This is a genomic window from Isoptericola sp. AK164, from assembly GCF_029643425.1.
Classification (GTDB): domain Bacteria; phylum Actinomycetota; class Actinomycetes; order Actinomycetales; family Cellulomonadaceae; genus Isoptericola; species Isoptericola haloaureus.
The window spans coordinates 910894-936803 of the sequence record NZ_CP119106.1 but is presented as its reverse complement, the minus strand read 5'-3'; the positions used below and the strand labels follow the sequence as shown (position 1 = coordinate 936803).

The 25910-nt window shown below is 73.0% G+C and carries 24 protein-coding genes and 1 riboswitch; of the genes, 7 read left to right on the top strand and 17 right to left on the bottom strand.

The genetic code is table 11. The features are described from left to right. Positions 1 to 63: 63 nt before the first annotated feature. The gene (locus PO879_RS04255) at positions 64 to 1662 is read left to right on the top strand and encodes a DEAD/DEAH box helicase (RefSeq protein WP_278237451.1); all 1599 of its coding nucleotides are present in this window, start codon (positions 64 to 66) and stop codon (positions 1660 to 1662) included. Positions 1663 to 1773: 111 nt separating this feature from the next. Further along, positions 1774 to 2073, top strand: coding sequence for a DUF1905 domain-containing protein (locus PO879_RS04250; RefSeq protein ID WP_278236685.1), 300 nt, complete (start codon positions 1774 to 1776; stop codon positions 2071 to 2073). 32 nt (positions 2074 to 2105) lie between these two features. On the opposite strand, the gene PO879_RS04245 is transcribed toward PO879_RS04250, so the two are convergent. Next, positions 2106 to 2741 carry a MarC family protein gene (locus PO879_RS04245; RefSeq protein WP_278236684.1) on the bottom strand — a complete coding sequence of 212 codons (636 nt, stop codon included), beginning with the start codon at positions 2739 to 2741 and terminating at the stop codon, positions 2106 to 2108. Then, on the bottom strand, positions 2729 to 3589 hold the full coding sequence (locus tag PO879_RS04240; RefSeq protein ID WP_278236683.1) for a PHP domain-containing protein: 861 nt from the start codon (positions 3587 to 3589) through the stop codon (positions 2729 to 2731). The genes PO879_RS04245 and PO879_RS04240 overlap by 13 nt, the downstream gene beginning before the upstream one ends. A gap of 91 nt (positions 3590 to 3680) precedes the next feature. Between PO879_RS04240 and PO879_RS04235 the strand changes: the two genes are divergently transcribed. Together PO879_RS04235 and PO879_RS04230 are read left to right on the top strand one after the other, a co-directional pair. Then, a complete protein-coding gene (locus PO879_RS04235; protein ID WP_278236682.1) occupies positions 3681 to 4424 on the top strand; it encodes an alpha/beta fold hydrolase in 744 nt (247 codons plus the stop codon). A 55-nt stretch (positions 4425 to 4479) separates the two neighbouring features. Next, positions 4480 to 6009 (top strand): aminopeptidase P family protein, encoded by a 1530-nt coding sequence (locus PO879_RS04230; protein ID WP_278236681.1) that lies wholly within the window; start codon positions 4480 to 4482, stop codon positions 6007 to 6009. A 141-nt stretch (positions 6010 to 6150) separates the two neighbouring features. Here the strand turns inward: PO879_RS04230 and PO879_RS04225 are convergent, their stop codons facing one another. The 9 genes from PO879_RS04225 to PO879_RS04185 form a co-directional block, all read right to left on the bottom strand. Then, positions 6151 to 7056, bottom strand: a complete 906-nt coding sequence (locus PO879_RS04225; RefSeq protein WP_278236680.1) for a hypothetical protein — start codon at positions 7054 to 7056, stop codon at positions 6151 to 6153. Between the two features lie 243 nt (positions 7057 to 7299). Beyond that, positions 7300 to 8112, bottom strand: coding sequence for a general stress protein (locus PO879_RS04220; protein WP_278236679.1), 813 nt, complete (start codon positions 8110 to 8112; stop codon positions 7300 to 7302). 57 nt (positions 8113 to 8169) lie between these two features. Next, positions 8170 to 8952 (bottom strand): glucosamine-6-phosphate deaminase, encoded by a 783-nt coding sequence (gene nagB, locus PO879_RS04215; protein WP_278236678.1) that lies wholly within the window; start codon positions 8950 to 8952, stop codon positions 8170 to 8172. A 22-nt stretch (positions 8953 to 8974) separates the two neighbouring features. Further along, on the bottom strand, positions 8975 to 11851 hold the full coding sequence (locus PO879_RS04210) for an FAD-binding and (Fe-S)-binding domain-containing protein (protein WP_278236677.1): 2877 nt from the start codon (positions 11849 to 11851) through the stop codon (positions 8975 to 8977). Further along, entirely contained in the window at positions 11842 to 12768 is a 927-nt protein-coding gene (locus tag PO879_RS04205) for a BadF/BadG/BcrA/BcrD ATPase family protein (protein ID WP_278237450.1), read from the bottom strand. The genes PO879_RS04210 and PO879_RS04205 overlap by 10 nt, the downstream gene beginning before the upstream one ends. Before the next feature lie 5 nt (positions 12769 to 12773). Continuing rightward, entirely contained in the window at positions 12774 to 13691 is a 918-nt protein-coding gene (murQ, locus tag PO879_RS04200) for an N-acetylmuramic acid 6-phosphate etherase (RefSeq protein WP_278236676.1), read from the bottom strand. Next, positions 13688 to 15187: a sodium:solute symporter gene (locus PO879_RS04195; protein ID WP_278236675.1), complete on the bottom strand. Its 1500-nt coding sequence runs from the start codon at positions 15185 to 15187 to the stop codon at positions 13688 to 13690. The genes murQ and PO879_RS04195 overlap by 4 nt, the downstream gene beginning before the upstream one ends. 43 nt (positions 15188 to 15230) lie before the next feature. Further along, positions 15231 to 16412: an anhydro-N-acetylmuramic acid kinase gene (locus PO879_RS04190; RefSeq protein WP_278236674.1), complete on the bottom strand. Its 1182-nt coding sequence runs from the start codon at positions 16410 to 16412 to the stop codon at positions 15231 to 15233. Continuing rightward, on the bottom strand, positions 16409 to 17131 hold the full coding sequence (locus PO879_RS04185; RefSeq protein WP_278236673.1) for a GntR family transcriptional regulator: 723 nt from the start codon (positions 17129 to 17131) through the stop codon (positions 16409 to 16411). Before PO879_RS04185 ends, PO879_RS04190 begins: the two co-directional genes overlap by 4 nt. 100 nt (positions 17132 to 17231) lie before the next feature. Between PO879_RS04185 and PO879_RS04180 the strand changes: the two genes are divergently transcribed. Together PO879_RS04180 and galK are read left to right on the top strand one after the other, a co-directional pair. After that, positions 17232 to 18383: an Mrp/NBP35 family ATP-binding protein gene (locus PO879_RS04180; protein WP_278236672.1), complete on the top strand. Its 1152-nt coding sequence runs from the start codon at positions 17232 to 17234 to the stop codon at positions 18381 to 18383. Positions 18384 to 18493: 110 nt separating this feature from the next. Beyond that, positions 18494 to 19723 (top strand): galactokinase, encoded by a 1230-nt coding sequence (gene galK / locus PO879_RS04175; RefSeq protein WP_278236671.1) that lies wholly within the window; start codon positions 18494 to 18496, stop codon positions 19721 to 19723. A 73-nt stretch (positions 19724 to 19796) separates the two neighbouring features. Here the strand turns inward: galK and PO879_RS04170 are convergent, their stop codons facing one another. From PO879_RS04170 to PO879_RS04155, 4 genes are all read right to left on the bottom strand, one after another. Beyond that, on the bottom strand, positions 19797 to 20144 hold the full coding sequence (locus PO879_RS04170; protein ID WP_278236670.1) for a hypothetical protein: 348 nt from the start codon (positions 20142 to 20144) through the stop codon (positions 19797 to 19799). Continuing rightward, complete coding sequence (locus PO879_RS04165; RefSeq protein ID WP_278236669.1) at positions 20141 to 21373, bottom strand: Na/Pi symporter; 1233 nt, start codon at positions 21371 to 21373, stop codon at positions 20141 to 20143. Before PO879_RS04165 ends, PO879_RS04170 begins: the two co-directional genes overlap by 4 nt. A gap of 157 nt (positions 21374 to 21530) precedes the next feature. Beyond that, a complete protein-coding gene (locus tag PO879_RS04160) occupies positions 21531 to 22343 on the bottom strand; it encodes an exodeoxyribonuclease III (protein WP_278236668.1) in 813 nt (270 codons plus the stop codon). 45 nt (positions 22344 to 22388) lie between these two features. Beyond that, positions 22389 to 22871, bottom strand: coding sequence for a VOC family protein (locus PO879_RS04155; protein ID WP_278236667.1), 483 nt, complete (start codon positions 22869 to 22871; stop codon positions 22389 to 22391). Positions 22872 to 23060: 189 nt separating this feature from the next. Between PO879_RS04155 and PO879_RS04150 the strand changes: the two genes are divergently transcribed. Further along, positions 23061 to 23480, top strand: coding sequence for a hypothetical protein (locus tag PO879_RS04150; RefSeq protein ID WP_278236666.1), 420 nt, complete (start codon positions 23061 to 23063; stop codon positions 23478 to 23480). Between the two features lie 129 nt (positions 23481 to 23609). Here the strand turns inward: PO879_RS04150 and PO879_RS04145 are convergent, their stop codons facing one another. Then, positions 23610 to 24491, bottom strand: coding sequence for a bifunctional methylenetetrahydrofolate dehydrogenase/methenyltetrahydrofolate cyclohydrolase (locus PO879_RS04145; RefSeq protein WP_278236665.1), 882 nt, complete (start codon positions 24489 to 24491; stop codon positions 23610 to 23612). Further along, positions 24488 to 25771: a serine hydroxymethyltransferase gene (gene glyA, locus PO879_RS04140; RefSeq protein ID WP_278236664.1), complete on the bottom strand. Its 1284-nt coding sequence runs from the start codon at positions 25769 to 25771 to the stop codon at positions 24488 to 24490. Before glyA ends, PO879_RS04145 begins: the two co-directional genes overlap by 4 nt. Before the next feature lie 44 nt (positions 25772 to 25815). Continuing rightward, positions 25816 to 25903, bottom strand: a riboswitch (ZMP/ZTP riboswitch). Between the last annotated feature and the right edge of the window lie 7 nt (positions 25904 to 25910).

The window sequence follows — 25910 nt, the reverse complement described above, 5'->3', positions numbered from 1 at the left end:
ACCGCCGAGAACGCCCCCACGGCGCCCGGCACCAGCGACCCCGACTACTCCACCCCGGCGGCGATCCAGGCGCAGGACGTCAGCTTCGCCGACTTCGGGGTCCGCCCCGAGATCGTCGAGGCCCTGCGGGACTCCGGCATCACCCACCCGTTCCCCATCCAGGCCATGACCCTGCCGGTCGCGCTCCAGGCGCACGACATCATCGGCCAGGCCAAGACCGGTACCGGCAAGACCCTCGGGTTCGGTGTGCCGCTGCTGCACCGCGTCGCCGCCCCGGGCGAGCCCGAGTACGACCTGCTGCCGGCCCCCGGCAAGCCGCAGGCGATCGTCGTCGCCCCGACCCGCGAGCTCGCCGTCCAGGTCGCCAAGGACCTCGAGTCGGCCTCGACCCGCCGCTCGGTCCGCATCGTCCAGATCTACGGCGGTCGCGCCTACGAGCCGCAGATCGAGACGCTGAACAGCGGCGTCGAGGTCGTCGTCGGCACGCCGGGGCGCATCGTCGACCTGATGAACCAGGGCCACCTGAACCTGTCCCGCGCCGCCACCGTCGTCCTCGACGAGGCCGACGAGATGCTCGACCTCGGGTTCCTGCCCGACGTCGAGAAGATCCTGGCGCGCACCCCCGCCGTGCGGCACACGATGCTGTTCTCGGCGACCATGCCCGGCCCCGTGGTCTCCATGGCCCGCCGGTACATGAAGCAGCCGACGCACATCCGCGCGGCCGACCCGGACGACGACGGCGCGACGGTGAAGAACACCCGCCAGGTCGTCTACCGCGCCCACGCGCTGGACAAGGTCGAGGTCCTGGCCCGGATCCTGCAGTCCGAGGGCCGCGGCCGCACCATCGTCTTCACCCGGACCAAGCGCACCGCCGCGAAGGTCTCCGACGAGCTGCGCACGCGCGGGTTCGCCGCCGGCGCCATCCACGGCGACCTCGGCCAGGGGGCCCGCGAGCAGGCGTTGCGTGCGCTGCGCCACGGCAACATCGACGTGCTGGTGGCCACCGACGTCGCCGCCCGCGGCATCGACGTCACCGACGTCACGCACGTGATCAACTACCAGTGCCCCGAGGACGAGCGCACCTACCTGCACCGCATCGGCCGCACCGGCCGTGCCGGCAACAAGGGCACCGCGATCACGTTCGTCGACTGGGACGACGTGCCCCGCTGGCAGCTCATCAACAAGGCGCTCGACCTCGGCTTCCCCGAGCCCGTCGAGACCTACTCCTCCTCGCCGCACCTGTACACCGACCTCTCGATCCCCGAGGGCACCAAGGGCCGGCTGCCGAAGGAGAAGCGCCGGCTCGGCGGCCTGGAGGCCGAGGAGCTCGAGGACCTCGGCGAGACCGGCAAGCGCTCGGGCGGCCAGGACCGTCAGGGCGGTCGCGGTGGTCAGGGTCGCGGCGGGCAGGGCGGCCAGGGTGGCCAGGGTGGTCGCGGCGGCTCCCGTGGCGGACGCTCCCGCGGCGGCAGTGGCGGCCGTGGTGGCCAGGGTCAGCGGTCCGACGGCGCTGCCCGCCCGGAGCAGTCCGGCCCCGCCGGCCAGGGCTCCGACCAGGCCGCGAACGGCGAGGGTGGTCAGCGCCGTCGTCGCCGTCGTCGTCGCCGCAGCGGTGCCGGCGAGGGCCAGGGCGGCAGCGCGCCGTCGGCCACCACCGACTGACGAGTCACCCGTGCGCCCGGCCGACGGCCGGGCGGACCGGTCCCCGGAGGGCGGGGCCGCGGTACTCCCGCGGCTCCGCCCTCTGTCGTACGCCGGTCGTACCGTGAGGGCATGCAGCTCACGTTCACCGCGCCCCTGTGGCAGTGGGACGCGCGCCAGGACGACGCCTGGTGGTTCGTGACGGTCCCGCCCGACGAGTCCGACCTGCTCGCCGAGGTGCCTCTGCCTCCCCGCGGCTTCGGGTCGATCCGCGTGCAGGTCACGGTGGGCACCACGACGTGGCGCACCTCCGTGTTCCCCTCGAAGGAGCAGTCCGGCTACGTCCTGCCGATGAAGAAGGCCGTGCGGCGCGCGGAGGGGCTCGCCCCCGGGGAGCCGGTCGAGGTCACGCTGACACCGCTCGACCTCTGACGTGCCCGTCCGCGCCGCCCGGGTCCGGCCCGTCACGCGGTGGCGATGAACTCCATGACGGCGTCCGCGATCTGCTGGACGGCGATGGCGGCCAGCAGGATGCCGGCGATCCGCGTGATGAGGGTGACCCCGGAGTCCTTGAGCACCCGGTGCAGCACCTCGGCGAACCGCATGGCCAGGTAGAGCGAGACGTGCACGAGCACGATGGCCAGCGCGATCGCGACCACCGACGGGACCCAGTCGTCCTCGGTGTTCGCCTGCTGGACGAAGACCATCGTCGCCACGATCGCGCCCGGCCCGGCGAGCAGCGGTGTCCCCAGCGGAACCAGCGCGACGTTCGCCCCCGGGGTCGCCGCCGTCGCCTCGCCGTTCTCGAAGTGCCCGGTCAGCAGCTGCATCGCCACGATGAGCAGCAGCAGACCGCCCGACGCCTGCAGGGCGGCCAGCGAGATGCCCATGTACGACAGCAGCTGCTGGCCGAACAGCGCGAAGGTCACGATGACGCCGAACGCGACCGTCACGGCCTGCAGCGCCGCCCGGCTGCGCTGCTTGGCCCCCATGGTGGAGGTCAGCGCCAGGAACACCGGGATGGTGCCGGGCGGGTCCATGATCACCCACAGCGTGACGAACGCCTGGGTGAAGAGGGTCAGCTCGATCACCTGGTCCACGGGCGCAGCACCTCCAGCGTTCCTCGGTCCTCGATCTCGGCCAGCACCGCGGGGTCGGTCCGGTGCTCACCCAGACGGTTGTGCTTGCCCGCCCCGTGGTAGTCGCTCGACCCGGTGACGAGCAGCCCCAGCTCGCGCGCGAGGTCGCGCATCCGCGCACGGTCGGGGTCCGTGTGGTCGCGGTGGTCGGCCTCCAGCCCGGCCAGCCCGGCCTGCGCCAGCTCGGCGATGGTGTCCTCGGTGACCACCCGGCCACGGGTGCCCGCACGCGGGTGCGCCATCACGGGCACACCGCCGGCGGCCAGCACCGCGCGCACGGCGTCGGCGGTGTCCGGCGCGTAGTGCGGCACGTAGTACGGGGCGCCGGGGTGCAGCATCGTCGCGAAGGCCTCGTCGCGGTGGGCGACCACGCCCGCCGCGACGAGGGCGTCGGCCAGGTGCGGACGCCCCACCGTGGCCCCGTCGTGGGTCTGCGCCACGACGTCGTCCCACGTCAGGGGGAAGTCCTCGGCCAGCCGCTCGGCCATGCGCCGGGCACGCTGCACGCGGTCGTCACGCGTCCGTTCCAGCTCGGACCGGAGCGTGGGGTGCTGCGGGTCGTGCAGGTAGGCGAGCAGGTGGACGCTGACGCCGCCGGCCGGGGTGTGCGCGCGCGTCGAGATCTCGACGCCGCGCACCAGCGCCACGTGCGTGTCCGGCACCGCGGCGGCCGCCTCGTCCCAGCCGGCGGTGGTGTCGTGGTCGGTGAGGGCGACGACGGTCACGCCGGCCGCGGCCGCGGCCTCCATGACACCTCGTGGCGTGTCCGTGCCGTCCGAGGCGCAGGAGTGGGTATGGAGGTCGATCACCCGCCAAGTGTAGGGACGCGCCGCCATGCCCTCACACGCTCTCCACGCGCTCCTCGGACCACCGGCGCACCGGCGGAGGAGGATGGGGAGCGTGACTGTTCCGCTGATGTCCCGCACCGACACGCCGACGCCGACCCAGCAGGTCGGCGTCGTGCTCGTGCACGGCATGCGCCAGGACGCCTCGGCCTGGCGGGACCAGGTGGCGCACCTCGAGGACCTCGGCCATGCCGCCGTCCCGGTCGACCTGCCCGGGCACGGCCGCCACCTGGCCGAGCGCTTCTCCTTCCGGCGCGCCTGGGAGCACCTGGACGACGCCGTCGCCTCGTTCCCGCAGGGCACCCCGGTGGTGCTGGTGGGCCAGTCGCTGGGCGGCTACGTGTCGCTGGGCTGGGCCGCCGACCGCGCGCACGACGTCACGCGGCCGCTGCTCGGCGTCGTGGCCTCCGGGTGCAGCACCGAGCCGCGCGGCAAGCCCGTCCGGCTGTACCGGGACGTGGCCGACGGCGTCGCCCGTGCCGGGCAGGCCGTCCGCCGTCGGCTGCCCGGGTCCGTCCCGACGACGGACGACCGGCCCGGATGGGACCTCGTCACCGACGCGCTCGGCGAGCTGGCCGGCCGGTCGGCGCTGGCGGACCTCGGCACGATGACGGTGCCGGTGTGGCTCGTCAACGGCTCGCGGTGCCATCTGCGCTGGCAGGAGCAGCGCTTCGCGCGGGCGGCCGACCGGGGGGCACTTGTCGTCGTCCCCGGGATCGGACACGACGTACATCTCGACGCACCCGACGAGTACAACCGGGTGCTGAGCCGCGCCCTGGCCGACTTCGCGCGCCGGTGACCCTGGCGGACCACGCGGGCGGCAGCCGGGCGCGGCGAGGTGCGAGACTGGCACCATGAGCGACACCACCCCGGTCGACCGGCCCGCGGACGAGCAGATCACCGAGCGCGGGAGCAACCGGTCCCAGCGCCCCACCTCGGAAGCCTTCAAGCAGTTCATCACCTCGCAGTGGGGTCCGCGGCAGGACCTCGGCGTCACGCCCGGCCGCGCCGCGCCGTTCACCGCGGCCCGCCGCGCGCGCCTCTCCGCGCGATTCCCCGGCACCCGGCTGGTCCTGCCGGCCGGGCCGCTGAAGCAGCGCTCGAACGACACCGACTACCGGTTCCGGCCGCACTCGGCGTTCGCGCACCTGACCGGGTTCGGCACCGACCAGGAGCCGGACGCCGTGCTCGTGCTGCACCCCACCGCCGAGGGCGAGGGTGACGGCGGGTCGCACCACCACGCCGTGCTGTACGTGCGCCCCCTGGCCCCGCGGGACACCGAGGAGTTCTACGCCGACGCCCGCTACGGCGAGTTCTGGGTGGGCGCCCGGCCCACCCTCGACGACGTCACCACCACCACCGGCGTCGAGGCGCGGCACGTCGACGAGCTGCGCGAGGCCCTCGCCAAGGACGTCGGCGCCGACGGCGTGCAGGTCCTCGTGATCGCGGAGGCCGACGACGAGATCACCGCCGTGATCGAGGCGATCCGCACCGAGGCCGGCACCGAGGAGTCCGCCTCCGACGACGCGCTGGCCGAGGCGGCCTCCGAGCTGCGCCTGGTCAAGGACGAGCTCGAGATCGAGCTCATGCGTGAGGCCGTGGACCGCACGATCGACGGGTTCGCGGAGGTCGTCCGGGCCCTGCCGCGCGCCGTCGAGCACCGCCGCGGCGAGCGCGTCATCGAGACCACGTTCGACGCGCACGCCCGGCTCGAGGGCAACACGGTCGGCTACGAGACCATCGCCGCGGCCGGCGAGCACGCCACCACGCTGCACTGGATCACCAACGACGGCGTCGTGCGATCCGGCGAGATGGTGCTGCTCGACGCCGGTGTCGAGATCGACGAGCTGTACACCGCCGACGTCACGCGCACGCTGCCCGTGGACGGCGAGTACACCGACGTCCAGCGCCGCATCTACACCGCCGTGCTCGACGCCGCCGACGCCGCGTTCGCCGTGGCGAAGCCCGGCGCGAAGTTCCGCGACATCCACGCCGCCGCGATGGAGGTCATCGCCGCCCGGCTCGAAGAGTGGGGGCTGCTGCCGGTGAGCGCCGAGGAGTCGCTGTCCCCCGAGGGCCAGCAGCACCGTCGCTGGATGGTGCACGGCACCTCGCACCACCTGGGTCTCGACGTGCACGACTGCGCACAGGCCCGCCGGGAGATGTACCTGGACGGCGTGCTCGAGCCGGGGATGGTGTTCACCATCGAGCCGGGGCTCTACTTCAAGGCCGACGACCTGGCCGTGCCCGAGGAGTACCGCGGCATCGGGGTGCGCATCGAGGACGACGTCCTGGTCACCGCCGACGGCAACGAGAACCTCTCCGCGGCGCTCCCCCGGCGCCCCGAGGACGTCGAGGCCTGGATGGCGCGCGTACGCGCCTGAGCTCCCCGCTGCCCTGAGCCCTGAGCCCTGAGCCCTGAGCCCTGAGCCCTGAGCAGTCTCTCCGTTCGGTCGTCCGGAACGGGTTCGGTCAACATGTCGACCGAACCCGTTCCGGACGACCGAACCGACCGGATTGGGTCGTCAGGTCGGCGCCGGAAGCACGGGATTCACCCGGAATCGCGCCGCCACCTCCGGAGGAAACCTCCGCGCGACGGCGCCCACGACCCGCGGTACGCCCGACGGCTGCGTCGCCAGCACCCGGACCGGGACCACTCCCGCCTCGCGCAGGTCGTCGGAGCGCTTCTTCTCCCGCAGCAGCTCCGCGGTGCCGGACCGCGCGTACTTGATGCGACCGTCGAACTCGACGTACACGCCGTGCTCGGGCCAGCCGAGGTCGCAGCGGTAGAGACGGACCCGGGTCCTGACGGGCGCCTGGGTGATCGGACGGGGCATCCCGGCGCGCAGGCACACGTAGCGTGTCCAGGTCTCCCAGGGGGACTCCGACCCGCCGTCGGCATGGTCGAGGACCCAGCGCGCACGTGCCCGGCCCTGGCGACGACGCGAACGCCGCAGCACATGGTGCGCCGCCGTCAGGTCCAGGGGTGGGTCCAGCCGCAGTGCGGAGTCGGCGACGACCAGTGCCTGCAGAGGATGCGACGTCAGGGCGCAGTCGACGACCGTCCGGGCCAGCGTCGTCACCTCGAGTCCCCGGAGGCGGAGCAGCTCCTCCGCAGGGACGGTGCCGAGATGCCACTGCACGTCTCGTGAGGCGTGGCCCGAGCGCCGGTACGGTCGCATCACGTGCACCCGCTCCGGGCGGTGCCAGAGCGAGCAGCCCAGCAGCACAGCAGCGGTCTCGTGGCTGAACACGGGGTCGCGCAGCTGACGCCGCAGCGCCAGGACGTGGTCCGTCAGGCCGATCTCGCCGTCGGCCCGCGCCCGATAGGCGCCGTAGCGGACCTTGACGACCTCGCCGGCCCGGACCGACCGGGTCAGTGCGGCCCGGTAGGTGTCGCCGGCCAGGGTGATCTCGTCGGAGGGGCTCATCCGGCCACGGTGCCGCGCCTGCCGGACATGCGGTGGCGCGAGCCGACAGGATCCGGCCCGTGGTGTGGACAGCCGGTGCTGTGGGTGGCCCGCACGGCGCACCGTTCGGTCGGGTGGAACGAGTTCGGTCAGGATCCTGACCGAACTCGTTGCGACGGACCGAACTCACCACGGCGGCGCGGCCGGATCCCGAACCGGCAGGTGGCGGCTCGGACGGCGCCCTGGCGGACGCGGAACCGGCGCTCAGCGCTCCGGCGGCGGCGCGTACGGGTCGTCGGGGTCCGAGGACGGCGGCGGGGCCGTCGGCGTGGAGGTCGACGACGGCGACTCCCCGCCCTGCGGCGGCACCGCGGGCGGCAGCTCGTCGGGGCCCGGCTGCGGCTGCGAGGGCCCCTCGCCGCCGGCGACGGCCGACGTCGACGATCCCGACCCGCCCGGGGTCGCGGCCGGACCTGGTTCCCCGCCGGGCCGCATCGCGCCGTAGCGCGGGGCGCCGTCGGGCATCGTCCATCGCGGGTCCGGGGACGACGGGGCCGCGGGAGCGGCCGGCCGCTCCCGGCGCCGGGGCTTGCCCAGCCCGCCCGGTGCGTTCTGCAGCATGGTCCGCGCCTCGGCCGCGTGCTCGGTGGCGCACAGCAGGGCGTACGTGGACGCCACGATCTGCGACTGCGACGTGAAGTCCCGCCGCCCGCCGGTGAAGGCGTAGGAGAGCACGGAGAACATCAGTCCGAACCCGGCGCCGAGCGCCAGCGCGACGAGCAGCACGCTGGTCTCGCCCGCGGCGAAGAACATCAGGAGCAGGCCCACGAAGAAGCCGAACCAGGCGCCGGACAGGGCGCCGGCCAGCGCCACCCGGCCGTACGTCAGCCGGCCGGTGACGCGCTCGACCATCCGCAGGTCGGTGCCCACGATGGTGACGTGCTGGACGGGGAACTTCTCGTCCGAGAGGTAGTCGACGGCCTTCTGCGCCTCGAGGTACGAGTCGTAGGCGGCGACCTCGTCCCCCTGAGGCGGCGTGGGGACCCGAGGCAGGGGATTCGAACGGCTCATGCTCATTCGCCCAGTATTTCGCACCCGGCGGCCCAGGGCCACACTCACCCCGCGAACCTCGTCTCAGAGGCCCTGCCAGTCGGGCTTGGAGGCGTACGTCTGGCGGTAGTAGTCGGCCAGCTGCAGACGCGAGGCGGCCGCCTCGTCCACCAGCACCGTGGCGTGCGGGTGTAACTGCATCACCGTCGCCGGCCACAGCGCCGAGACCGGGCCCTCGACGAGCTGGTGCACCGCCTCGGCCTTGTGCTTGCCCGTGGCCAGCAGCACCAGGTGCCGGGCCTGCATGATCGTGCCGAGACCCTGAGTCAAGCAGTGCGTGGGCACCCGCTCGACGTCACCGTCGAAGAACCGGGCGTTGTCCACCCGCGTCTGACGCGTCAGCGTCTTGATCCGCGTGCGCGAGGCCAACGAGGACCCCGGCTCGTTGAACGCGATGTGCCCGTCGGTCCCGATCCCCAGCAGCTGCAGGTCCACTCCCCCGGCCGCCCGGATCGACTCCTCGTAGGCCGCGCACGCCGCCGGCAGGTCCACCGCCAGCCCGTCCGGACCCCGGACCTGGTCGGCGGGCCAGTCCACCCGCTCGGCGATCTCGGTCGCGATGACGTTGCGGTACCGCTCCGGGTGGTCGGCGGCCAGACCCACGTACTCGTCGAGCATGAACCCCCGCGCCTCGGCGAAGGACAGCCCGTCCTCGGTGTGACGGCGAGCCAGCTCGTCGTAGACCTTCAGCGGGCTCGAGCCCGTGGCCAGCCCCAGCACGGTCCGGGGACGACGACGCAGCAACGACTCGATCGCGTCGGCGGCCAGCGCCGCCAGCTCCCGCTCGGGAGCGATGACGACCTCCATGGAGGCCTCCTTCCTGTGTCGGTCACTCCACCTCGACGGCCGGACCGTCGAGCGACACTGAGCTCTCGACGACGTCCGCGGCGATCTCGAGCAGATGTCGGTAGGACCGTCCGGTCGCACGGCTCATGCCGATCTCGCAGGCCCGGTTGCACGACGCATGTTCGGCACCGGCCAGACGCGACACCTCGGCAGCCTCCGCGGCCGTCGCCGCGGCAGTCAGCTCCGGGTGGAGCATGCCGCGATCACCGGCGAACCCGCAGCATCCCCAGTCGACGGGCACGTGGACGTCGCGCGCGACGGCACTCGCCAGCACACGCAGGTCACCGTCGAGCCCTGCACGGGTCGAGGAACAGGTCGGGTGCACCGTCACCGAGTCGACGCGACGATCGTCGTCGATGTCGAGGCGGGGCAGCACGTGCTCGACGGCGAACGTAACGGCGTCGACGACGCGAGCGGCTCTCGGGTCGCCCGAGGCACGCGCGGTCGCCATGACACCTGCTACACCCTCCGTGCACGAGGTGGCGTCGACCACGACGGGTAGGTCCCGCCCGGTCCATCGCCGTGCCGCCCGTCGAGCACGGTCGACGGCATCGAGGACGCGCTCGGCCATGACACGATGCCCGTCGTCGAAGCCCTTCGACGACCACGGCGTGCCGCAGCACAGCGCGTCGACGTCGTCGAGCGGCACGAGGCCGACGCCGGCAGCGCGGCACAGCACGGCGAGCGCGGTCTGGACGCCGCCGGACGCGGTGGCCGGAGCGAACATCGCACCCTGGCAGGAGGGCAGGAAGATCGCCGCCGGCTCGCCCGGCAGCCCCCTGCCCCCGTCGGTCCGGCTGCGAGGTCGGCCGCCTGCCGGCAAGTCAGGCGTCCACCACGGCACGTCGTCGGCTCCCGCGACGGCTCGTGCCGCGCGGTTCGGGACCTGGACGAACGGCGCCGGGAGCCGAGCAGCGGTGCTCAACGTGGCACGGGCGACCGTGGTCGCCGCGCCCCAGTGCGATGCTGCGGCGCTCCATGCACGCTGCTCGGACCGGCCACGCTGCTCCTGCCGCAGCCTCTTGACGAGGGCACCGGTGTCGATCTGGACGGGGCAGGACGTCGCACACATGCCGTCAGCCGCGCAGGTGTCCACGCCGTCGTAGCCGAACTGCTCGTCGAGCTCGGCGACCAGGGCGCCGTCGCCACGTGCCTCGGCCCGGGCACGGGCACGCCGCGCCACGATGCGTTGCCGTGGCGTGAGCGTCAGGTCCCGGCTCGGGCAGACCGGCTCGCAGTAGCCGCACTCGACGCACCGGTCGACCTCGGCGTCGACCGGCTCGACCGGCTTGAGGTCCGTGAGGTGTGCGCGCCGGTCCGTGGTGAGCACGACCCCGGGATTGAGGATCCCGGCCGGGTCGAAGGCACGTTTGACCCGCCACAGGACGTCCACCAGGGCGGGCGAGTACTGCCGCTCCACGAACGGTGCCATCGCACGGCCGGTGCCGTGCTCGGCCTTGAGGTTGCCCCCGTGCCGGAGCACCAGCTCGACGAGGTCGTCGGTGAACGCCGCCAGCCGCGACACGGCTGCCGGGTCCTCCGTGTCCTGCGTGAGCATGAAGTGCAGGTTTCCGTCCTTCGCGTGCCCGAAGACGACGGGGTCGACGTAGCCGTGCACGGCCAGCAGGTCACGGAGCTCGCGACAGGTATCCGCGAGCTCGGCGACGGGCACCACAATGTCCTCGAGCAGAGCCGTGGTACCCGGCGGCCGGGCCCCCGCGACGGTCGCGTAGAGCCCCTTGCGCACCTTCCAGAGCGCGCTTCGTTCGGCATCGTCACGGGTCAGGCGGAGCGGCAGGACCGTCGGGAGACCGTCGAGCACCCCCTCGGCGGCTCCGACGGTCTCGGCGAGCAGGTCCGCGTCGTCGGCGCGGTACTCGACCAGGATCGCCGCGTGCTCGTCGACAGGGAAGCCCGTGACCGACTCGGGGGCCCCCGGGGACCGCCGGGCGACGCGCAACGAGGTCGAGTCCATGAACTCCAGCGCTGCCGCCCCGGTGCCCACCAGCGCGGGCAGTGCGCGGGTCGCGTCATCGACCGACTCGAACACCAGCAGCCCTGTCGCGGCGGCCCCCTGGACCTGGACAGTGCGGAACACGGCCTCGGCCACGAAGCCGAGCGTCCCCTCGGAGCCGACCAGCAGGTGCGCCAGCAGGTCGACCGGGTCGCTGTAGTCGCAGAAGGCGTCGAGCGCGTAGCCCATCGTGTTCTTCATGGCGAACCGTCGACGGATCTCCTCCGCAACGACCGGGTCGGAACGCACCCGGTCGCGCAGGGTCTCCAGCTCCGCGCACAGCGCCGGCTCCTCGGCGCGCAGCCGGTCCGTCGCTCCGGGCGCCCCGGTATCCAGGACGGTTCCCGAGGCGAGCACCACGACCATCGACTCCAGGGTGCGATAGCTGTTGTGCTCCGTCCCCGCCGCCATCCCGGACGAGTTGTTGGCGATCACGCCGCCGATCGTGCACGCCGCCTCGCTGGCAGGGTCGGGACCGAGCGCGCGGCCGAACGGCGCGAGCCGGGCGTTCACCGTGCGCAGCGTGGCGCCGGGCTGGACGCGGACCCGTCGTCCGTCGTCGAGCACCTCCACTCGCCGGAACCCGCGTCGGGTGTCGACCAGGACGCCCGCTCCGGCGGCCTGCCCGGACAGGCTCGTGCCGCCGGATCTGAAGGTGACCGGCGTGGCGTGCGCACGGGCCGTCGTCATCGTCCGTGCCACGTCGCCGGCGTCCTCCGCCACGGCGACGACCTCCGGGACGAGCAGGTAGTGGGAGGCATCATGAGCCCGCGCGTGGCGATCGAGCGCCCTGGTCAGCACCCGCTCGGTGCCGAGCGTCCGGCTCAGGTCGTCGGTCAGTCCCATACGAATCCCTCCTGCGTCACGATCGTGCCTCGCGCCGCACGGCGCGCGAGGTGCATCGCTCCGTCGAGCGGGTCCCCGGCCGGCGGGCGGACGACGACGTCCGGACGGCGCTGCGCGACGCGTGCGGAGAACCCGGCGGACAGGTCGCCTCCCGCCCTGGCCAGGCCACCGGTGAGGGCGACCCGGGGCGTCGTCTCGGGATCGAGAGCGGCGAGGACGCTGTCGGCCGCCTCGCGGCCCGCCTCCGTCAGGAGCGCCCGGGCAGCCTCGTCCCCGGTCGCCGCCGCGGCGACGACGTCGGGGGCGAAGCCTGCCAGCACCGCCGCACGGTCGGCCCGCGGGTAGAGCTGGGCCGGCCAGGTGACCGGCTCGCCGAGTCGGCGGCGGCCGGCCGCGAGCAGGGCGGACCCGGCGTCGTCGACCCCGTCGTACGCTCGCAACGCTGCCTCCAGACCCCGACGTCCCAGCCAGGCGCCCCCGCCCCGGTCGCCGAGGAGATGACCCCAGCCGTCGACACGCCGCCACCGACCGTCCGCACCCCGGCCGATGGCGACCGCCCCGGTGCCGAGCGCCACGACGGCCCCCTCGGCTCCTGCCAGGGCGCCAAGGTGCGCGGCGACGGCGTCGATCGCGACGACGACGGGCGCGTCCAGCGCGGTGCGGACCTGCTCGGCGACCGCCGACGGGCTCTCGACCAGGGAGGCGAGCCCGGTGGCGCCGACCCCGACGCCGGTGACCTGCGACAGCTCGACGGGCCACCGCGTCGCAGCCTCCCGCAGGAGGTGCTGCAGCAGCCCAGGGACGGTCGCGCCCGTCTCCCCCACGGCGATCGGCGGACCGACGAGCTCCTCCCGGGGGCCGTCGTCGCCGCGGTTCAGCGCCACCCGGCTCCCGGACCCGCCGAGGTCGACACCCATCGTGATCACGAGCGTGCCTCCGGTGCGCGGCCGTACGCGGCCGTCAACGCGTCCCGGACCGAACCGGACCAGGTGCCGAGGAGCTCGCGCGACCGGTCGACACCGATCCCGCCGAGCGCCACGACGATCGCCGTCTTGAGCTCGCCGTCGGTGCGGTCCAGGAGCTCGCGGGCGGCGGTGTCGTCCAGTCCGGTCGCCTCGCGCAGGATGCGGACGGTCCGTTCCCGCAGCTTCGCGTTCGTCGCCACCACCGAGACCATGAGGTTCTTCCACGTGCGTCCGACCGCGATCATGAGCGCGGTGGAAAAGCCGTTCAGCACGAGCTTCTGCGCCGTGCCGGCCTTCAGCCGTGTCGAACCGGTGATCACCTCGGGGCCGGTCGGCAGCACGATGTTCGTGTCCGCCAGACCCTCCAGGGGGGCCTCCGGGTTGCTCGAGACCAGCACCGTGTACGCGCCGGCGGAACGCGCGGCCGCGAGCGCTCCACCGACGTACGGCGTCGAGCCGCTCGCCGCGAGCCCGATCGCGAGGTCGTCGGCGGTCAGGCCCGCCGCCTCCCGGCGTCCGTCCGCTTCGGAGTCCTCGGCGTTCTCCACGGCCTGCACGAGCGCTGCCTCGCCACCCGCGACGTGGCCCTCGACCCGTCCGGGCTCGAGGTTGAAGGTGGGCAGGAGCTCGCTGGCGTCGAGCACCCCGAGGCGTCCCGATGTCCCTGCGCCGAAGTAGTGGACGGTGCCGCCCCGCCGGAAGCGTTCCGCGGCGACGTCCACGACGTGGGCGAGGTCGGGCAGCACCTGCCCGACGGCGTCGACGGCGTGCCGGTCCTCGGCGTTGAGCAGACGCAGGACCTCCGCGGTGCTGAGATCGTCGAGCCCCTCGGACCGGGGGTTGCGGGACTCGGTGGGCGGGAGGGTGCGCGTCATCGCACGGTCTCCCGGTCACGCGCGGCGACGGCAGCGGCCGGGTGACGCAGCGACAGCAGCCCGCCGACGGCGAACGTCACCAGCACCCCGAGCAACGGGTACCACTGCCAGGCGACCCAGACCTCTCCCGTGACGAACTTCTCCATCACGAAGAAGAACGCGTTGACGGCGACCGCCACCACGAAGGCCACGTTGGCGTCGACCGCGTCGGCACGCTTGTTGACGATGCCGAACACGAAGGCACCGAGCAGCCCGCCGTAGGTGATGCCGGCGATCCCCAGCGCCAGGATGACGATGCTGCCTTCGTCGGACCGGAAGAACGCCGCGGGGACGATGAAGGCCAGGCCCCAACCGATCGTGGCCCAGCGCCCGACGCGGAGTCCCTGCGCGTCCGTGACGGGCGACTTCTTGAGCCGGCCGTAGACGTCCGTCACCGTCGACGAGGACAGCGCGGACAGCGAGGAGGACAGGGTCGACATCGCTGCTGCGAGGATGCCCGCGAGCAGCAGGCCCGAGACGCCCTGCGGCAGCCCCTCGATGATGAACAGCGGGAAGATCTCGTCGTCACGGGTCAGGCCGAGCTGCGCGGGGGTCTGCTGCTCGTAGTAGCCCCACAGGGCGAGGCCGACGACGAGGAAGACGGCGAACTGGACGAAGACCACGACCCCCGACCAGATGAGCGCCTTCTGCGCCTCGACCTTCGTCCGGCACGCCAGCAGTCGCTGGACCACGAGCTGGTCGGCGCCGTGGGAAGCCATCGCGAACACGGCACCGCCGACGAGCGAGGGCACGAACGACGACGCGTCCGAGATCGGGTTTCCGGAGAAGACGAACATCGAGAGCTTGCCGGCCTCCGCGGCGTCCGTGAACCAGCCGCCGCCGGTGGTGGCGGACACGACGACGATCGTGAGGACTCCCCCGAGCACGTAGAGGAACATCTGCGCGACATCGACCCACACCACGGCCTTGATGCCACCGATGAACGTGTAGAGGATCGTCACGACCGCGAGCACGACGATGATCGTGAAGTAGTTCGTCTCGATCCCCATCCCGTCGAGGATCAATTTCAGCGGGATCGCCGCGGCCAGCACGCGCACGCCGTCGGCCATCAGCCGAGTGACGAGGAAGGTGATGCCCGCCGTCGTCTGGGTGCTCTGGCCGAACCGCTTGCCCAGGTAGGCGTAGGCCGTGACCATCTCGCCGTCGTAGTAGCGCGGCAGCATGAAGAACGCCACGATGACGCGACCGATGATGTAGCCGATCGCCACCTGCAGGTAGGAGATGTCCCCGAGGAAGCTCATCACCGGGATCCCGACCACCGTCAGGGCGCTGGTCTCGGTGGCGACCACGGACAGGCAGACCGCCCACCACGGAAGGTTCCGGCCGCCGAGGAAGTAGTCCCGCAGCCCGGACTGCCGTCCGCTGAGCTTGAGACCGAGCCAGGCGGTCGCGGCGAGGTAGGCGATGATGACCAAGAGGTCGACTGTGTGCAGCACTCCGTGCTCCTTCGTCAGGGATGCGGTCAGGGAGGGGTCGGGCTCAGCGGGCGACGCGCAGTCGCACCGGGGGGCGGGGGATCGGGTCGGGCAACCGGAGCGGACCCGATCCGGGGGTCAGGCGCCCGGCGAGCGTGGCGTGCCGCGCACCGGTCACGGCCGGGGTGGTGGCGGGGACGCCGTGCCACGTCATCCATCCGAGGAGGGCCATGAGGCAGGCTTCCTTCGCACCTTCGGGCAGGCCGAGAGTCTCGTCCGTCGTCGAGAGCGGCACCCGGGGACCGAGCTCCTCGCGCAGCGCAGCCATCAGCGACGGGTTGCGCGTACCGCCGCCGGAGGCGACGACCGTCCGGACGTCGTGCTGGCGGCACGCGTCGGCCACCGTGCGGGCGGTGAGCCGGGTGAGCGTAGCGATCACGTCGAGATCCGACACGTCCCGGCGCCCGTCCAGGTACCGGTCGAGATAGCCGCCGTGGAAGAGCTCCTTGCCGGTCGACTTCGGGGTCGCGCGACCGTAGTAGGGCTCGGCGAGCAGGTCGTCGAGCAGCGCGGGGTCGACCTGCCCTCGGGCTGCCAGCGCTCCGTCACGGTCGTACCCGCGCCGATCCCCGGTGATGCGCCGGGCCATGAGGTCGATCAGCGCGTTCGCCGGTCCCGTGTCGAACGCGACCAGGTCACGGCCCGGGGCGACCACGGTGAGATTTGCGATGCCGCCGAGGTTGAGCAGCGCAGAGGGCTCCTCGGCCCCCGCAAGGAGCAGCCCGTCGAGGATCCCGGCGAGCGGAGCGCCTTGGCCGCCCGCGGTGACGTCGCGCGCACGGACGTCGGACAGCACGGGCGCTCCCGTCGTCTCGGCGACCCAGGCAGGCTGGCCGATCTGCCACGTGCCCGTGACCCGTCCGTCCACCACGTCGTGCCGGATCGTCTGTCCGTGCATCACGACGAGCTCGCACGAGAGCCCGGTCGTCCGGCACAGCTCGTCGACAGCCGCCGCACAGGCCTGGCCGAGCCGCGTGTCGACGCTGCTGACCAGGTCGAGCGGCACGTCGCCAGGCGCGATCAGGCGCAGGATGTCGAGCGCGAGCGCGTCGTCGAAGGCCACCTCACGCGTCGCCAGAACACGCATCACCAGCGCGTCGTCCGTCGTTTCCTCCGGGCCGATCTCGACCAGGGCCACGTCGAGCCCGTCCGCCGAGGTACCACCCATCGTCCCCGCGACGATCATGCCGATCCTCCGTCCCGGCCGACGCGCACCGGCAGCTCGGTGCGGATCTTGTAGCGGTCACCGCGGTAGACCGACCGGACGAACTCGACCACGTCACCGTCGGGATTCCAGGAGGTGCGCTCGAACTGCAGGGCCGGCGAGTGCACGGGCACGTCGAGGTCGCCGGCCTCCTGGTCGTCCAGCACGGTGGGCTCGATGGTCTGGACGCCGCGCGCGACGACCTGGCCGTAGCGGGAGTCCAGCAGCTCGTAGAAGGAGCCGCCCTCGAGGTCCTCCGCCACGAGCCCGGGCACGAGACTCCGGGGCACGTGCAGCTCCTCGAGGGCCATCGGCACGTCGTCGGCCAGCCGGAGACGGGTGATCTGCACGACCTCCTCCGCCGGGTCGATCTGCAGCCTGCGCCCGATGCGGACGCCGGCGCTGCCGACCTCGAAGGCCAGCACCCGAGAACCTGCCCGCAGCCCCCGCGCGCGCATGTCGGCAGTGAACGAGGTCGCCATCAGCCCCTGGTCCACCTTGGGTCCGAGGGCGAACACGCCCGCACCGTGCCGGCGCCGGACGACACCGCGCGCCACGAGCTCGTCGATGGCGCGCCGCAGGGTCATGCGCGAGACGCCGAGCTCAGGAGCGAGATCGCGCTCCGGCGGCAGCTGCTCTCCGGCAGCCATCTGTTCGAGGCGGTCGAGGATCTGGTCCCGGACGGCGTGGTACTTGGTCACCGGTTCATTCAGGCACACACTCACCCCATAAATCAAGACCACTGGACTAGTTTTCTCCCGATGGGTCCGGACGGTCGGTCGCGGTCCGTAGGATCGAGGCATGAGCACCACCGATCTCGAGGCCCGCGTCCGCGACGCCCTGTCCGGGGTCGTCGACCCGGAGATCCGCCGCCCCCTGACCGAGCTGGACATGATCCGCTCGATCGAGGTCGAGGCCGCGCAGGACCCCGCGGACGGCGCCCACGTCACCGTGGGGGTGGACCTCACCATCGCCGGGTGCCCGATGAAGAACACGCTCGTGACCGACGTGACGGCGGCGACCCGCGCGGTCGAGGGCGTCGGCCGGGTCGACGTCGACCTGGGCGTCATGACCCCCGAGCAGCGCCAGTCGCTGCGGTCCCGGCTCCGGGGCGGCAGCGGGGACCCGAGCATCCCGTTCGCGCAGCCGGACAGCCTGACGAAGGTCTACGCGGTGGCCTCGGGCAAGGGCGGGGTCGGCAAGTCGAGCGTCACGGCCAACCTCGCCGCGGCGATGGCGGCCGACGGGCTCACCGTCGGGGTCGTCGACGCCGACATCTACGGCTTCTCCATCCCCCGCATGCTCGGCGTCGACCGGCAGCCCACCCGGGTCGACTCCATGCTGCTGCCGCCGATCGCGCACGGCGTCAAGGTGGTGTCCATCGGCATGTTCGTGCCCCAGGGCCAGCCGGTCGTGTGGCGCGGGCCCATGCTGCACCGCGCGCTCGAGCAGTTCCTCTCCGACGTGTTCTGGGGCGACCTGGACGTGCTGCTGCTCGACCTGCCGCCCGGCACCGGCGACATCGCCATCTCGGTCGCCCAGCTCCTGCCCGGCAGCGAGATCCTCGTGGTCACGACCCCCCAGACGGCCGCCGCCGAGGTTGCCGAGCGGGCCGGGTCGGTGGCCACCCAGACCTCGCAGGGCGTGATCGGCGTCGTCGAGAACATGTCGTGGCTGGAGCAGCACGACGGCACGCGCCTCGAGGTCTTCGGCGCCGGCGGCGGGAGCACCGTCGCGCAGCGGCTCAGCACCGTCGTCGGGCAGGACGTCCCGCTGCTCGGCCAGGTGCCGCTCGACGTGGCCGTGCGCGAGGGTGGTGACGAGGGCACCCCGGTCGTCCTCAGCGACCCGGAGGCTCCCGGGGCCCGTGTGCTGCGCGACGTCGCCCGGCAGCTCGCCGGGCGGGAGCGTGGCCTGGCCGGCCGCCGGCTCGGGGTCACCCCGGTCGGCTGAGCCCCCGGGCGGTCCCGGTGACCGGTCCGCCGGTCGCCGGGTGTCCGCTCCGCGGACCGGTGGCCGGACGTCCCGCCGGGACAGCGTGCCGGTCCTCCATACTGGGGGCCATGACGTCTCCCGAGTGGCTCGAGTCCTGGTCCGCCGACGACGGCGCCGCACGCGTCCGCACCCTGTTCCGCGAGGTCTTCGGCAGCGACGCCGACCTCGACGGGGTCTGGTCCGCGCCGGGCCGCGTGAACCTGATCGGCGAGCACACCGACTACAACGCCGGCCTGGCCCTGCCGGTGGCTCTCCCCCACCGCACGTACGTGGCGCTGCGGGGCCGCCCGGACGACGTCGTGCGGCTCTCGTCCGCGCAGGCCCGGGGCGAGACCTGGGAGACCCGCCTGGCCGACGTCGCCCCCGGTGACACCAAGGGCTGGGGCGCCTACGTGGCCGGCGTGGCCTGGGCGCTGCGCGCCGCGGGGCACGACGTCGGAGGCTTCGACGCCGTCGTGGACTCCTGCGTCCCGTTCGGTGCCGGCCTGTCGTCCTCCGCGGCGCTCGAGTGCGCCGTCGCGGTGGCGCTCGACGCCGTGCACGGGCTCGGCCTCGCGGCCGACGACGCCGGTCGCGCCGACCTGGCCGCCGCGTGCGTGCGTGCCGAGAACGAGATCGCCGGGGCACCGACCGGCGGCATGGACCAGGCGGCGTCGCTGCGCTGCTCGACCGGCCACGCGCTCCTGCTCGACTGCCGGCCGGGCCTGTCCGCGCTGGAGTCGGCCGACGCCGTCCCGTTCGACCTCGCCGGGGCCGGTCTGACCCTGCTCGTGGTCGACACCCGCGCCGAGCACGCCCTGGTGGACGGCCAGTACGCCGCGCGACGCGCGTCCTGCGAGCGCGCCGCCGACACGCTCGGCGTCGGCTCGCTCCGGGAGATCTCCCCGGGCGATCTCGAGGAGCAGCTGACCCGGCTCGCGGAAGCCGACGACGGCGACGTGTTGCGCCGGCGGGTGCGTCACGTGGTCACCGAGATCGCCCGCACCGAGGACTTCGCGGCTCTCGTGCGCGACGGACGCGTCGACGAGGTCGGGCCGCTGATGAACGCCTCGCACGTCTCGTTGCGCGACGACTACGAGGTCTCGGCCCGCGAGCTGGACCTCGTCGTCGACACGGCGCTCGCCGCCGGCGCGCTCGGGGCCCGGATGACGGGTGGCGGCTTCGGCGGCTCGGCGATCGCGCTGGTGCGCGCCGATCAGGTCGACACGGTCGCGGCCGCCGTGCACGAGGCGTTCGTCGCCGCCGGTCTCACGGCTCCCGGGTTCCTGCTCGCGCCGCCGTCGTCCCCGGCGCACTGAGCACGCCCGGGGCGGCGGTCGGACCGCCTCGGCCGGACCGTGGCGGCCGAACCCGGCGGGAGGGACCGGCGCGTCAGGCCGGGGAGTCCTCCGCCGGCGACGGGCCCAGGTCGTCGGACGCCGGTGCCGCTCCCGGCGCAGGCTCGTCGTCGGGCCGACCGCTACGCAGCTGCTGCAGCGCGTCCTCGAAGAACTCCCCCACCTCGCGCCAGCGCACGGTGGCGTTGGCGAGATGCTCCTCGAGCCGGTCGATCTCGGCGTGCTGGGCCTCCTGCAGGCGCCGCTCGGCCAGCTCTCGACGCACCTCGGCCAGGCGGGCCTCCGCCTCGGCCACGACGCGGGCCAGCTCCTGCTCCAGCGCGGCGATGTCCTCGCTGCGCTCCGTCGAGGACCGGTCGGGCCGGTCGTGCGGCGTGGTCACAGGACGGCGGTCAGGGCGATGAGCGCCATCGGGACGCCGACGAACACACCGAGCACCCAACCGGCCGCCCAGAGCTTGTTCGTGGCGGCGACGTCGCCCAGCCACACGGCTCCGCGGAGCGGCACCTGACGCAGGAGCGGCAGACCGAAGATCACCAGCGCGGCGAAGACGTTGAACAGCACGTGCACGAACGCAGCCTGCAGCGCGAGCTCGCCCTCGGCACCGGTGAAGGCGAAGGCGGCGATGAGCGCGGTGATCGTGGTGCCGATGTTGGCGCCGACGGTGAACGGGTAGACCTGCTTCAAGGAGAAGGTCCCCGAACCGGCCAGCGGGATCATCAGGCTCGTCGTCGTCGAGGAGGACTGGACCATCATCGTCACGGCCGCGCCGCTGGCGACGCCGCTGATCGGGCCGCGGCCCACGGACGCGTGGAGCATCTCGGCGGCCTTGCCCACCATGAGCACCTTGAGCAGGCGTCCGAGCCAGTTGATGACGCCGAGGATCAGGCCGATGCCGAGGACGATCATGAGCACGCCGTGCCACGGGTCGGGCAGGAACGAGGTCCCGGCCTCGAGCAGGTTCGCCAGCGGCTCGGTGACCGTGTCCACGGCGGTGCCGACCGCGGAGAAGGCGGTCGCGACGAATCCGCCGTCACCGCCCGAGGTGGAGGCGGCGAGCCAGGAGGAAGCACGCTGCAGCAGGCCGAACGCCATCTCGAGCGGGAGGAAGATCGCGACGGCGAGCAGGTTGAAGAAGTCGTGCACGGTCGCCGCGGAGAAGGCCCGCCGGAAGCTCTCCCGGTCGCGCGCCATGCCCAGGCTGACCAGCGTGTTGGTCAGCGTGGTGCCGATGTTGGCGCCCATGAGCATCGGGATCGCGATCTCGATCGGGAGCCCGCCGGCCACGAGACCGACGGTGACCGAGGTCGTGGTCGAGCTCGACTGGGTGGCGGCGGTGAACAGCACGCCGACCATGAGGGCCACGAACGGGTTCGACGCGAACGCGAAGAGGTCCTCGGCCGCGCTGCCCGTCGACGCCTTGAACCCGGAGCCGATGAGCTCCACGGCCGTGATGAGCACGTAGACGCCGGCGACGACGCCGAGCCAGTTCGCGGTGCGCAGCGGCCGGCCGGTCAGCCCGAACCGTTCGAAAGGACTGCGCAGACGCTTCGGCTCGACCTGCGCGTCGTTCGCGGCGGTCAAGGACGTCTGGGGGACGACGTCGGTCATGTAGCGGCTCCCGTCAGGGTGGAGGCGGCTCCCCGCGGAGCCGCCTCACGTCATGGCACTCCTGAGAGAACCAGTCGTGGATGACGCCATCCCAGCCGTCAGGTAAACAGAAGATGAACACGCACGGTTTCGTGCATCACACGTTCACCTGACCTCGTCAGCCGAGGTCGTAGGTCGCCACCACCGGGGCGTGGTCGCTCCACCGCGCGTCGTAGGACGGCGCCCGGTCCACCTGCACCTTCACGGCCCGGTCCGCGAGCGGCGGGTTGGCGAGGTGGTAGTCGATCCGCCAGCCCCGGTCGTTGTCGAACGCCTGCCCCCGCCAGGTCCACCAGGTGTACGGCCCCGGCCCCTCGCCGCCGTGGGCGCGGCCCAGGTCCGTCCAGCCCGCCTCGAACCAGCGGTCGAGGTACGCCCGTTCGTCCGGCAGGAACCCCGAGCTCTTCAGGTTGCCCTTCCAGTTCGCGATGTCGACCTCGCGGTGGGCGATGTTCACGTCACCCGCCACCAGGACCGGGTCCGACCCCGCGGCGAGCGCGTCCAGCCGCCGGGAGACCTTGTCGAGATGGGCGTACTTCGCGGTCATCGTGTGCTCCTGGCCGGGCTTGGCGGACCCCGAGTGGAGGTAGGCCGAGACGACCGTGAGACGGCCCCCGTCACCGAGCTCGAGGTCGGCCTCGAGCCAGCGCCCGCTGTCGACGTCGGGCTCGGCGACGTCGTCCGCCTCGACGCCGTCGCGCACCGCGGCGAGGGGCAGCCGCGAGACCACCGCGACACCCGCCCGTCCCTTGAGCCGGCTCGGCACGTGCGCGACGTGGCGGTCGGCGAAGTGGGCCCGGACCAGCTCGTCGGGAGCACGGACCTCCTGCAGGAGCAGGACGTCCGGATCCCACCGGGCGATCCAGTCGTCGATGCCGCGGCGGACGGCGGCTCGGATCCCGTTGACGTTGGCGGTGGCGACAGTCAGCACGCGCGCCATCCCACCACACGTCGCCGACGCCGTCAGCGACGCGCCTCACTCACCGCGGTGGGCGGCCTCCAGCGTCGCGACGTCGATCTTGCCCATCTGCAGCATGGCCTGCACGGTGCGCTGGTTCGCGGCCGTGGTGTAGTCGCCGCACAGCTCCTCGAGCTGGCGGGGGATCACCTGCCAGCTCACGCCGAAGCGGTCCGTGCACCAGCCGCACGGCCCGGGCTTGCCGCCGTCGGCGGTCAGGAGGTCCCAGTAGTGGTCGACCTCCGCCTGGTCGTCGCAAAGCAGGTAGAGGCTGAACGCCTCGTCGAGCTGCAGCGCGGGTCCGGCGTTGAGCCCCACGACCTCGAGCCCGCAGACGGTGAACTCGACGATGAACGGAGCGCCCGCCGTCGCTCCCGGGATGCCCTCCGATGCCGTCAGCACACGGTCCACGCTGGAACCGGGGATGTGGTCGGCGTAGAACGCCGCCGCCTCGAGCGCCCGGTCGTTCCCGAACCACAGGTGCGGTCGCACGGTGATCATGTCGTCCCTCCTCGGCACGGCCCCGCGGGTCGGGGCATGCAGGGGGGACGACGACGCCGCACGGAACTCATCGCACCGGCCGGGGAACGACCTACCGGATGCGGAATTGTCTGGAGTGTCGCATCATCGCAGCGGGCCGTCCGCGGCGACCGCCCGTCCACCACCTCGCGACGTCGAAGGAGCATCTCCATGCGCACCACACGCCTCTGGGCCACCGCCGCCACGGCCGCGTTGGCCGTCGGCACCCTGACCGCCTGCGGCGGCGACTCCCCCGAGGAGAACACCGCCGACGCCTGCACCGACTGGGACACCTACACGGCGGCCCTCGGCGATCTCGTCGGCACGCTCGGGTCCGAACCGACCGTCGGCGAGGTCGAGGACGCCCGCGACGCCGTCGACGACGCCTGGGACGACCTGGAGGAGTCGCTGGGCGACGTGGCCGAGGACCGCGCCGAGGAGCTGGAGAACGCCTGGGACGAGCTGAGCGACGCCGTCGACGACCTGGACGACGACGCCACGCTGGGCGAGGCCGCGCAGCAGATCTCCGCCCAGGCTCAGGAGGTGCAGTCCGCGAACACGGACGTCACCGCCGAGCTCGGCTGCGAGTAGGACGCCGGACTCGACACGACGGGCGGCTCCCGCCCGTGTCGCGGTCGTCGATCCCGAAGCGGAGCGCCCCAGGGCGCGTGAACGCGATCGCGACACGGGCAGGAGTCACCACGTCGACGCCGACCGACCTCAACCGGCCTGACGCTCGGCGGTGTCGACGACGTTCGCCAGGAGCATCGCCCGAGTCATCGGGCCCACTCCCCCGGGGTTCGGCGAGTACCAGGCCGCCTGCTCGCGGGCCTCGGGCGCGATGTCGCCCACCACCCGCGACTTGCCGGTCTCGGGGTCGGTGCGCCGTGAGACGCCGACGTCGATGAGCACCGCACCCGGCTTGACCATGTCGGCGGTGACGATGCCCTCGACCCCCGCCGCCGCGATCACGACGTCGGCCCGGCGCACCAGGTCCGGTAGGTCACGGGTGCCGGTGTGCGTCAGCGTCACGGTGGCGTTGACGGACTTGCGGGTCAGCAGCAGCCCGATCGGGCGGCCCACCGTCACGCCGCGGCCGAGGACCACGACCTCCTTGCCCGCCCAGTCGACGCCGTGCCGCTCGACCAGCTCGACGATGCCGCGCGGCGTGCACGGCAGCGGGGAGGTGATGTCCCCGCTCACGCGCAGCACGAGCCGGCCCAGGTTCGTCGGGTGCAGCCCGTCGGCGTCCTTGGCCGGGTCGACGAGCTCGAGGACGCGGTTCGTGTCGATCCCCGGCGGGAGCGGGAGCTGGACGATGAAGCCGGTGCAGGCCGGGTCGTCGTTGAGGCGCGCGACGGCGGCCTCGATGTCGGCCTGCGTGGCGTCGGCCGGCAGGTCCTCGCGGAGGGACTCGATGCCGACCTCGGCGCAGTCGCGGTGCTTGCCGGCGACGTACCACTGGGAGCCGGGGTCGTCGCCCACGAGCAGCGTGCCCAGGCCCGGCGTGATCCCCTGCTCGCGCAGCGCGGCGACACGCCCGCGGAGCTCGTCCTTGATCGCGGCGGCGGTCGCCTTGCCGTCCAGCTTCTGCGCGGTCACTGGGACAGCCCCGGGTAGAGCGGGAAGTCCGCGGTGAGCTTCGCGACGCGGGCCTTGAGCGCCTCGGCGTCGGCCGCGGTGCCCTCGCGCAGGGCGGCGGCGATGATGTCGGCCACCTCGGTGAACTCGGCGTCGCCGAACCCGCGGGTCGCCAGCGCCGGGGTACCGATCCGCAGACCCGAGGTCACGCGCGGCGGGCGCGGGTCGAACGGGACCGCGTTGCGGTTCACCGTGATGCCGACCGAGTGCAGGAGGTCCTCGGCCTGCTGGCCGTCCATCGCGGAGTTCCGCAGGTCCACGAGCACCAGGTGGACGTCGGTGCCGCCGGTGAGCACCGACACCCCCGTCTCGGCGACGTCGGCCTGGGCGAGACGGTCGGCGATGATGCGCGCGCCGCGGCGGGTGCGCTCCTGACGCTCGACGAACGCGTCGGTGCCCGCGATCTTGAACGCCACCGCCTTGCCGGCGATGACGTGCATGAGCGGGCCGCCCTGCTGGCCGGGGAACACCGCGGAGTTGAGCTTCTTGGCGTGCTCGTCCGAGGACAGGATGAAACCGGAGCGCGGGCCGCCGATGGTCTTGTGCACGGTCGAGGAGACGACGTCGGCGTGCGGCACCGGCGACGGGTGCAGACCCGCGGCCACGAGGCCGGCGAAGTGGGCCATGTCGACCCAGAGCTTGGCGCCGACCTCGTCGGCGATCTCGCGGAAGGCCGCGAAGTCGAGCTCGCGCGGGTAGGCCGACCAGCCGGCGATGATGACGTCGGGGCGGTGCTCCAGGGCCCGCTTGCGCACCTCGTCCATCTCGATCCGGTAGGTCTGCGGGTCGACGCCGTACCCGGCGACGTCGTAGAGCTTGCCGGAGAAGTTGATCTTCATGCCGTGCGTGAGGTGGCCGCCGTGCGCCAGCTCGAGACCCATGATCTTGTCGCCGGGCTTGATGAGCGCGTGCAGGACGGCGGCGTTCGCCTGGGCGCCGGAGTGCGGCTGGACGTTGGCGTACTCGGCGCCGAACAGCGCCTTGGCCCGCTCGATCGCGAGGTTCTCCGCGATGTCGACCTGCTCGCAGCCGCCGTAGTAGCGGCGACCGGGGTAGCCCTCGGCGTACTTGTTCGTCAGCACCGAGCCCTGTGCCTGCAGCACGGCGCGGGGGACGAAGTTCTCCGACGCGATCATCTCGAGGGTGTCGCGCTGCCGGGCCAGCTCGCCGTCGAGGACGGCGGCGATCTCCGGGTCGACCTCGGCGAGAGGGGCGTCGAACGTGGGGTCGGGAGTGCTCATGGGGGCGTCTCCTGCTGTGTCGGCGGTTCCACGGTTGTCGTTACCGACCGGGCCCAGGCGACCGACCCGTCGTCAGCACAGCATGTCGCTCCCCGGTGGTGATCCACCTGCACGCCAGTCACGACGCCCCCGATCCTAG

Coding starts and splice junctions, on each gene's coding strand:
- PO879_RS04250 (WP_278236685.1), top strand. CDS start 1,774: ATGCAGCTCACGTTCACCGCGCCCCTGTGGCAGTGGGACGCGCGCCAG.
- PO879_RS04230 (WP_278236681.1), top strand. CDS start 4,480: ATGAGCGACACCACCCCGGTCGACCGGCCCGCGGACGAGCAGATCACC.
- PO879_RS04225 (WP_278236680.1), bottom strand. CDS start 7,056: ATGAGCCCCTCCGACGAGATCACCCTGGCCGGCGACACCTACCGGGCC.
- PO879_RS04220 (WP_278236679.1), bottom strand. CDS start 8,112: ATGAGCATGAGCCGTTCGAATCCCCTGCCTCGGGTCCCCACGCCGCCT.
- nagB (WP_278236678.1), bottom strand. CDS start 8,952: ATGGAGGTCGTCATCGCTCCCGAGCGGGAGCTGGCGGCGCTGGCCGCC.
- PO879_RS04210 (WP_278236677.1), bottom strand. CDS start 11,851: ATGGGACTGACCGACGACCTGAGCCGGACGCTCGGCACCGAGCGGGTG.
- PO879_RS04205 (WP_278237450.1), bottom strand. CDS start 12,768: ATGGGTGTCGACCTCGGCGGGTCCGGGAGCCGGGTGGCGCTGAACCGC.
- murQ (WP_278236676.1), bottom strand. CDS start 13,691: ATGACGCGCACCCTCCCGCCCACCGAGTCCCGCAACCCCCGGTCCGAG.
- PO879_RS04190 (WP_278236674.1), bottom strand. CDS start 16,412: ATGATCGTCGCGGGGACGATGGGTGGTACCTCGGCGGACGGGCTCGAC.
- PO879_RS04180 (WP_278236672.1), top strand. CDS start 17,232: ATGAGCACCACCGATCTCGAGGCCCGCGTCCGCGACGCCCTGTCCGGG.
- galK (WP_278236671.1), top strand. CDS start 18,494: ATGACGTCTCCCGAGTGGCTCGAGTCCTGGTCCGCCGACGACGGCGCC.
- PO879_RS04165 (WP_278236669.1), bottom strand. CDS start 21,373: ATGACCGACGTCGTCCCCCAGACGTCCTTGACCGCCGCGAACGACGCG.
- PO879_RS04155 (WP_278236667.1), bottom strand. CDS start 22,871: ATGATCACCGTGCGACCGCACCTGTGGTTCGGGAACGACCGGGCGCTC.
- PO879_RS04150 (WP_278236666.1), top strand. CDS start 23,061: ATGCGCACCACACGCCTCTGGGCCACCGCCGCCACGGCCGCGTTGGCC.
- glyA (WP_278236664.1), bottom strand. CDS start 25,771: ATGAGCACTCCCGACCCCACGTTCGACGCCCCTCTCGCCGAGGTCGAC.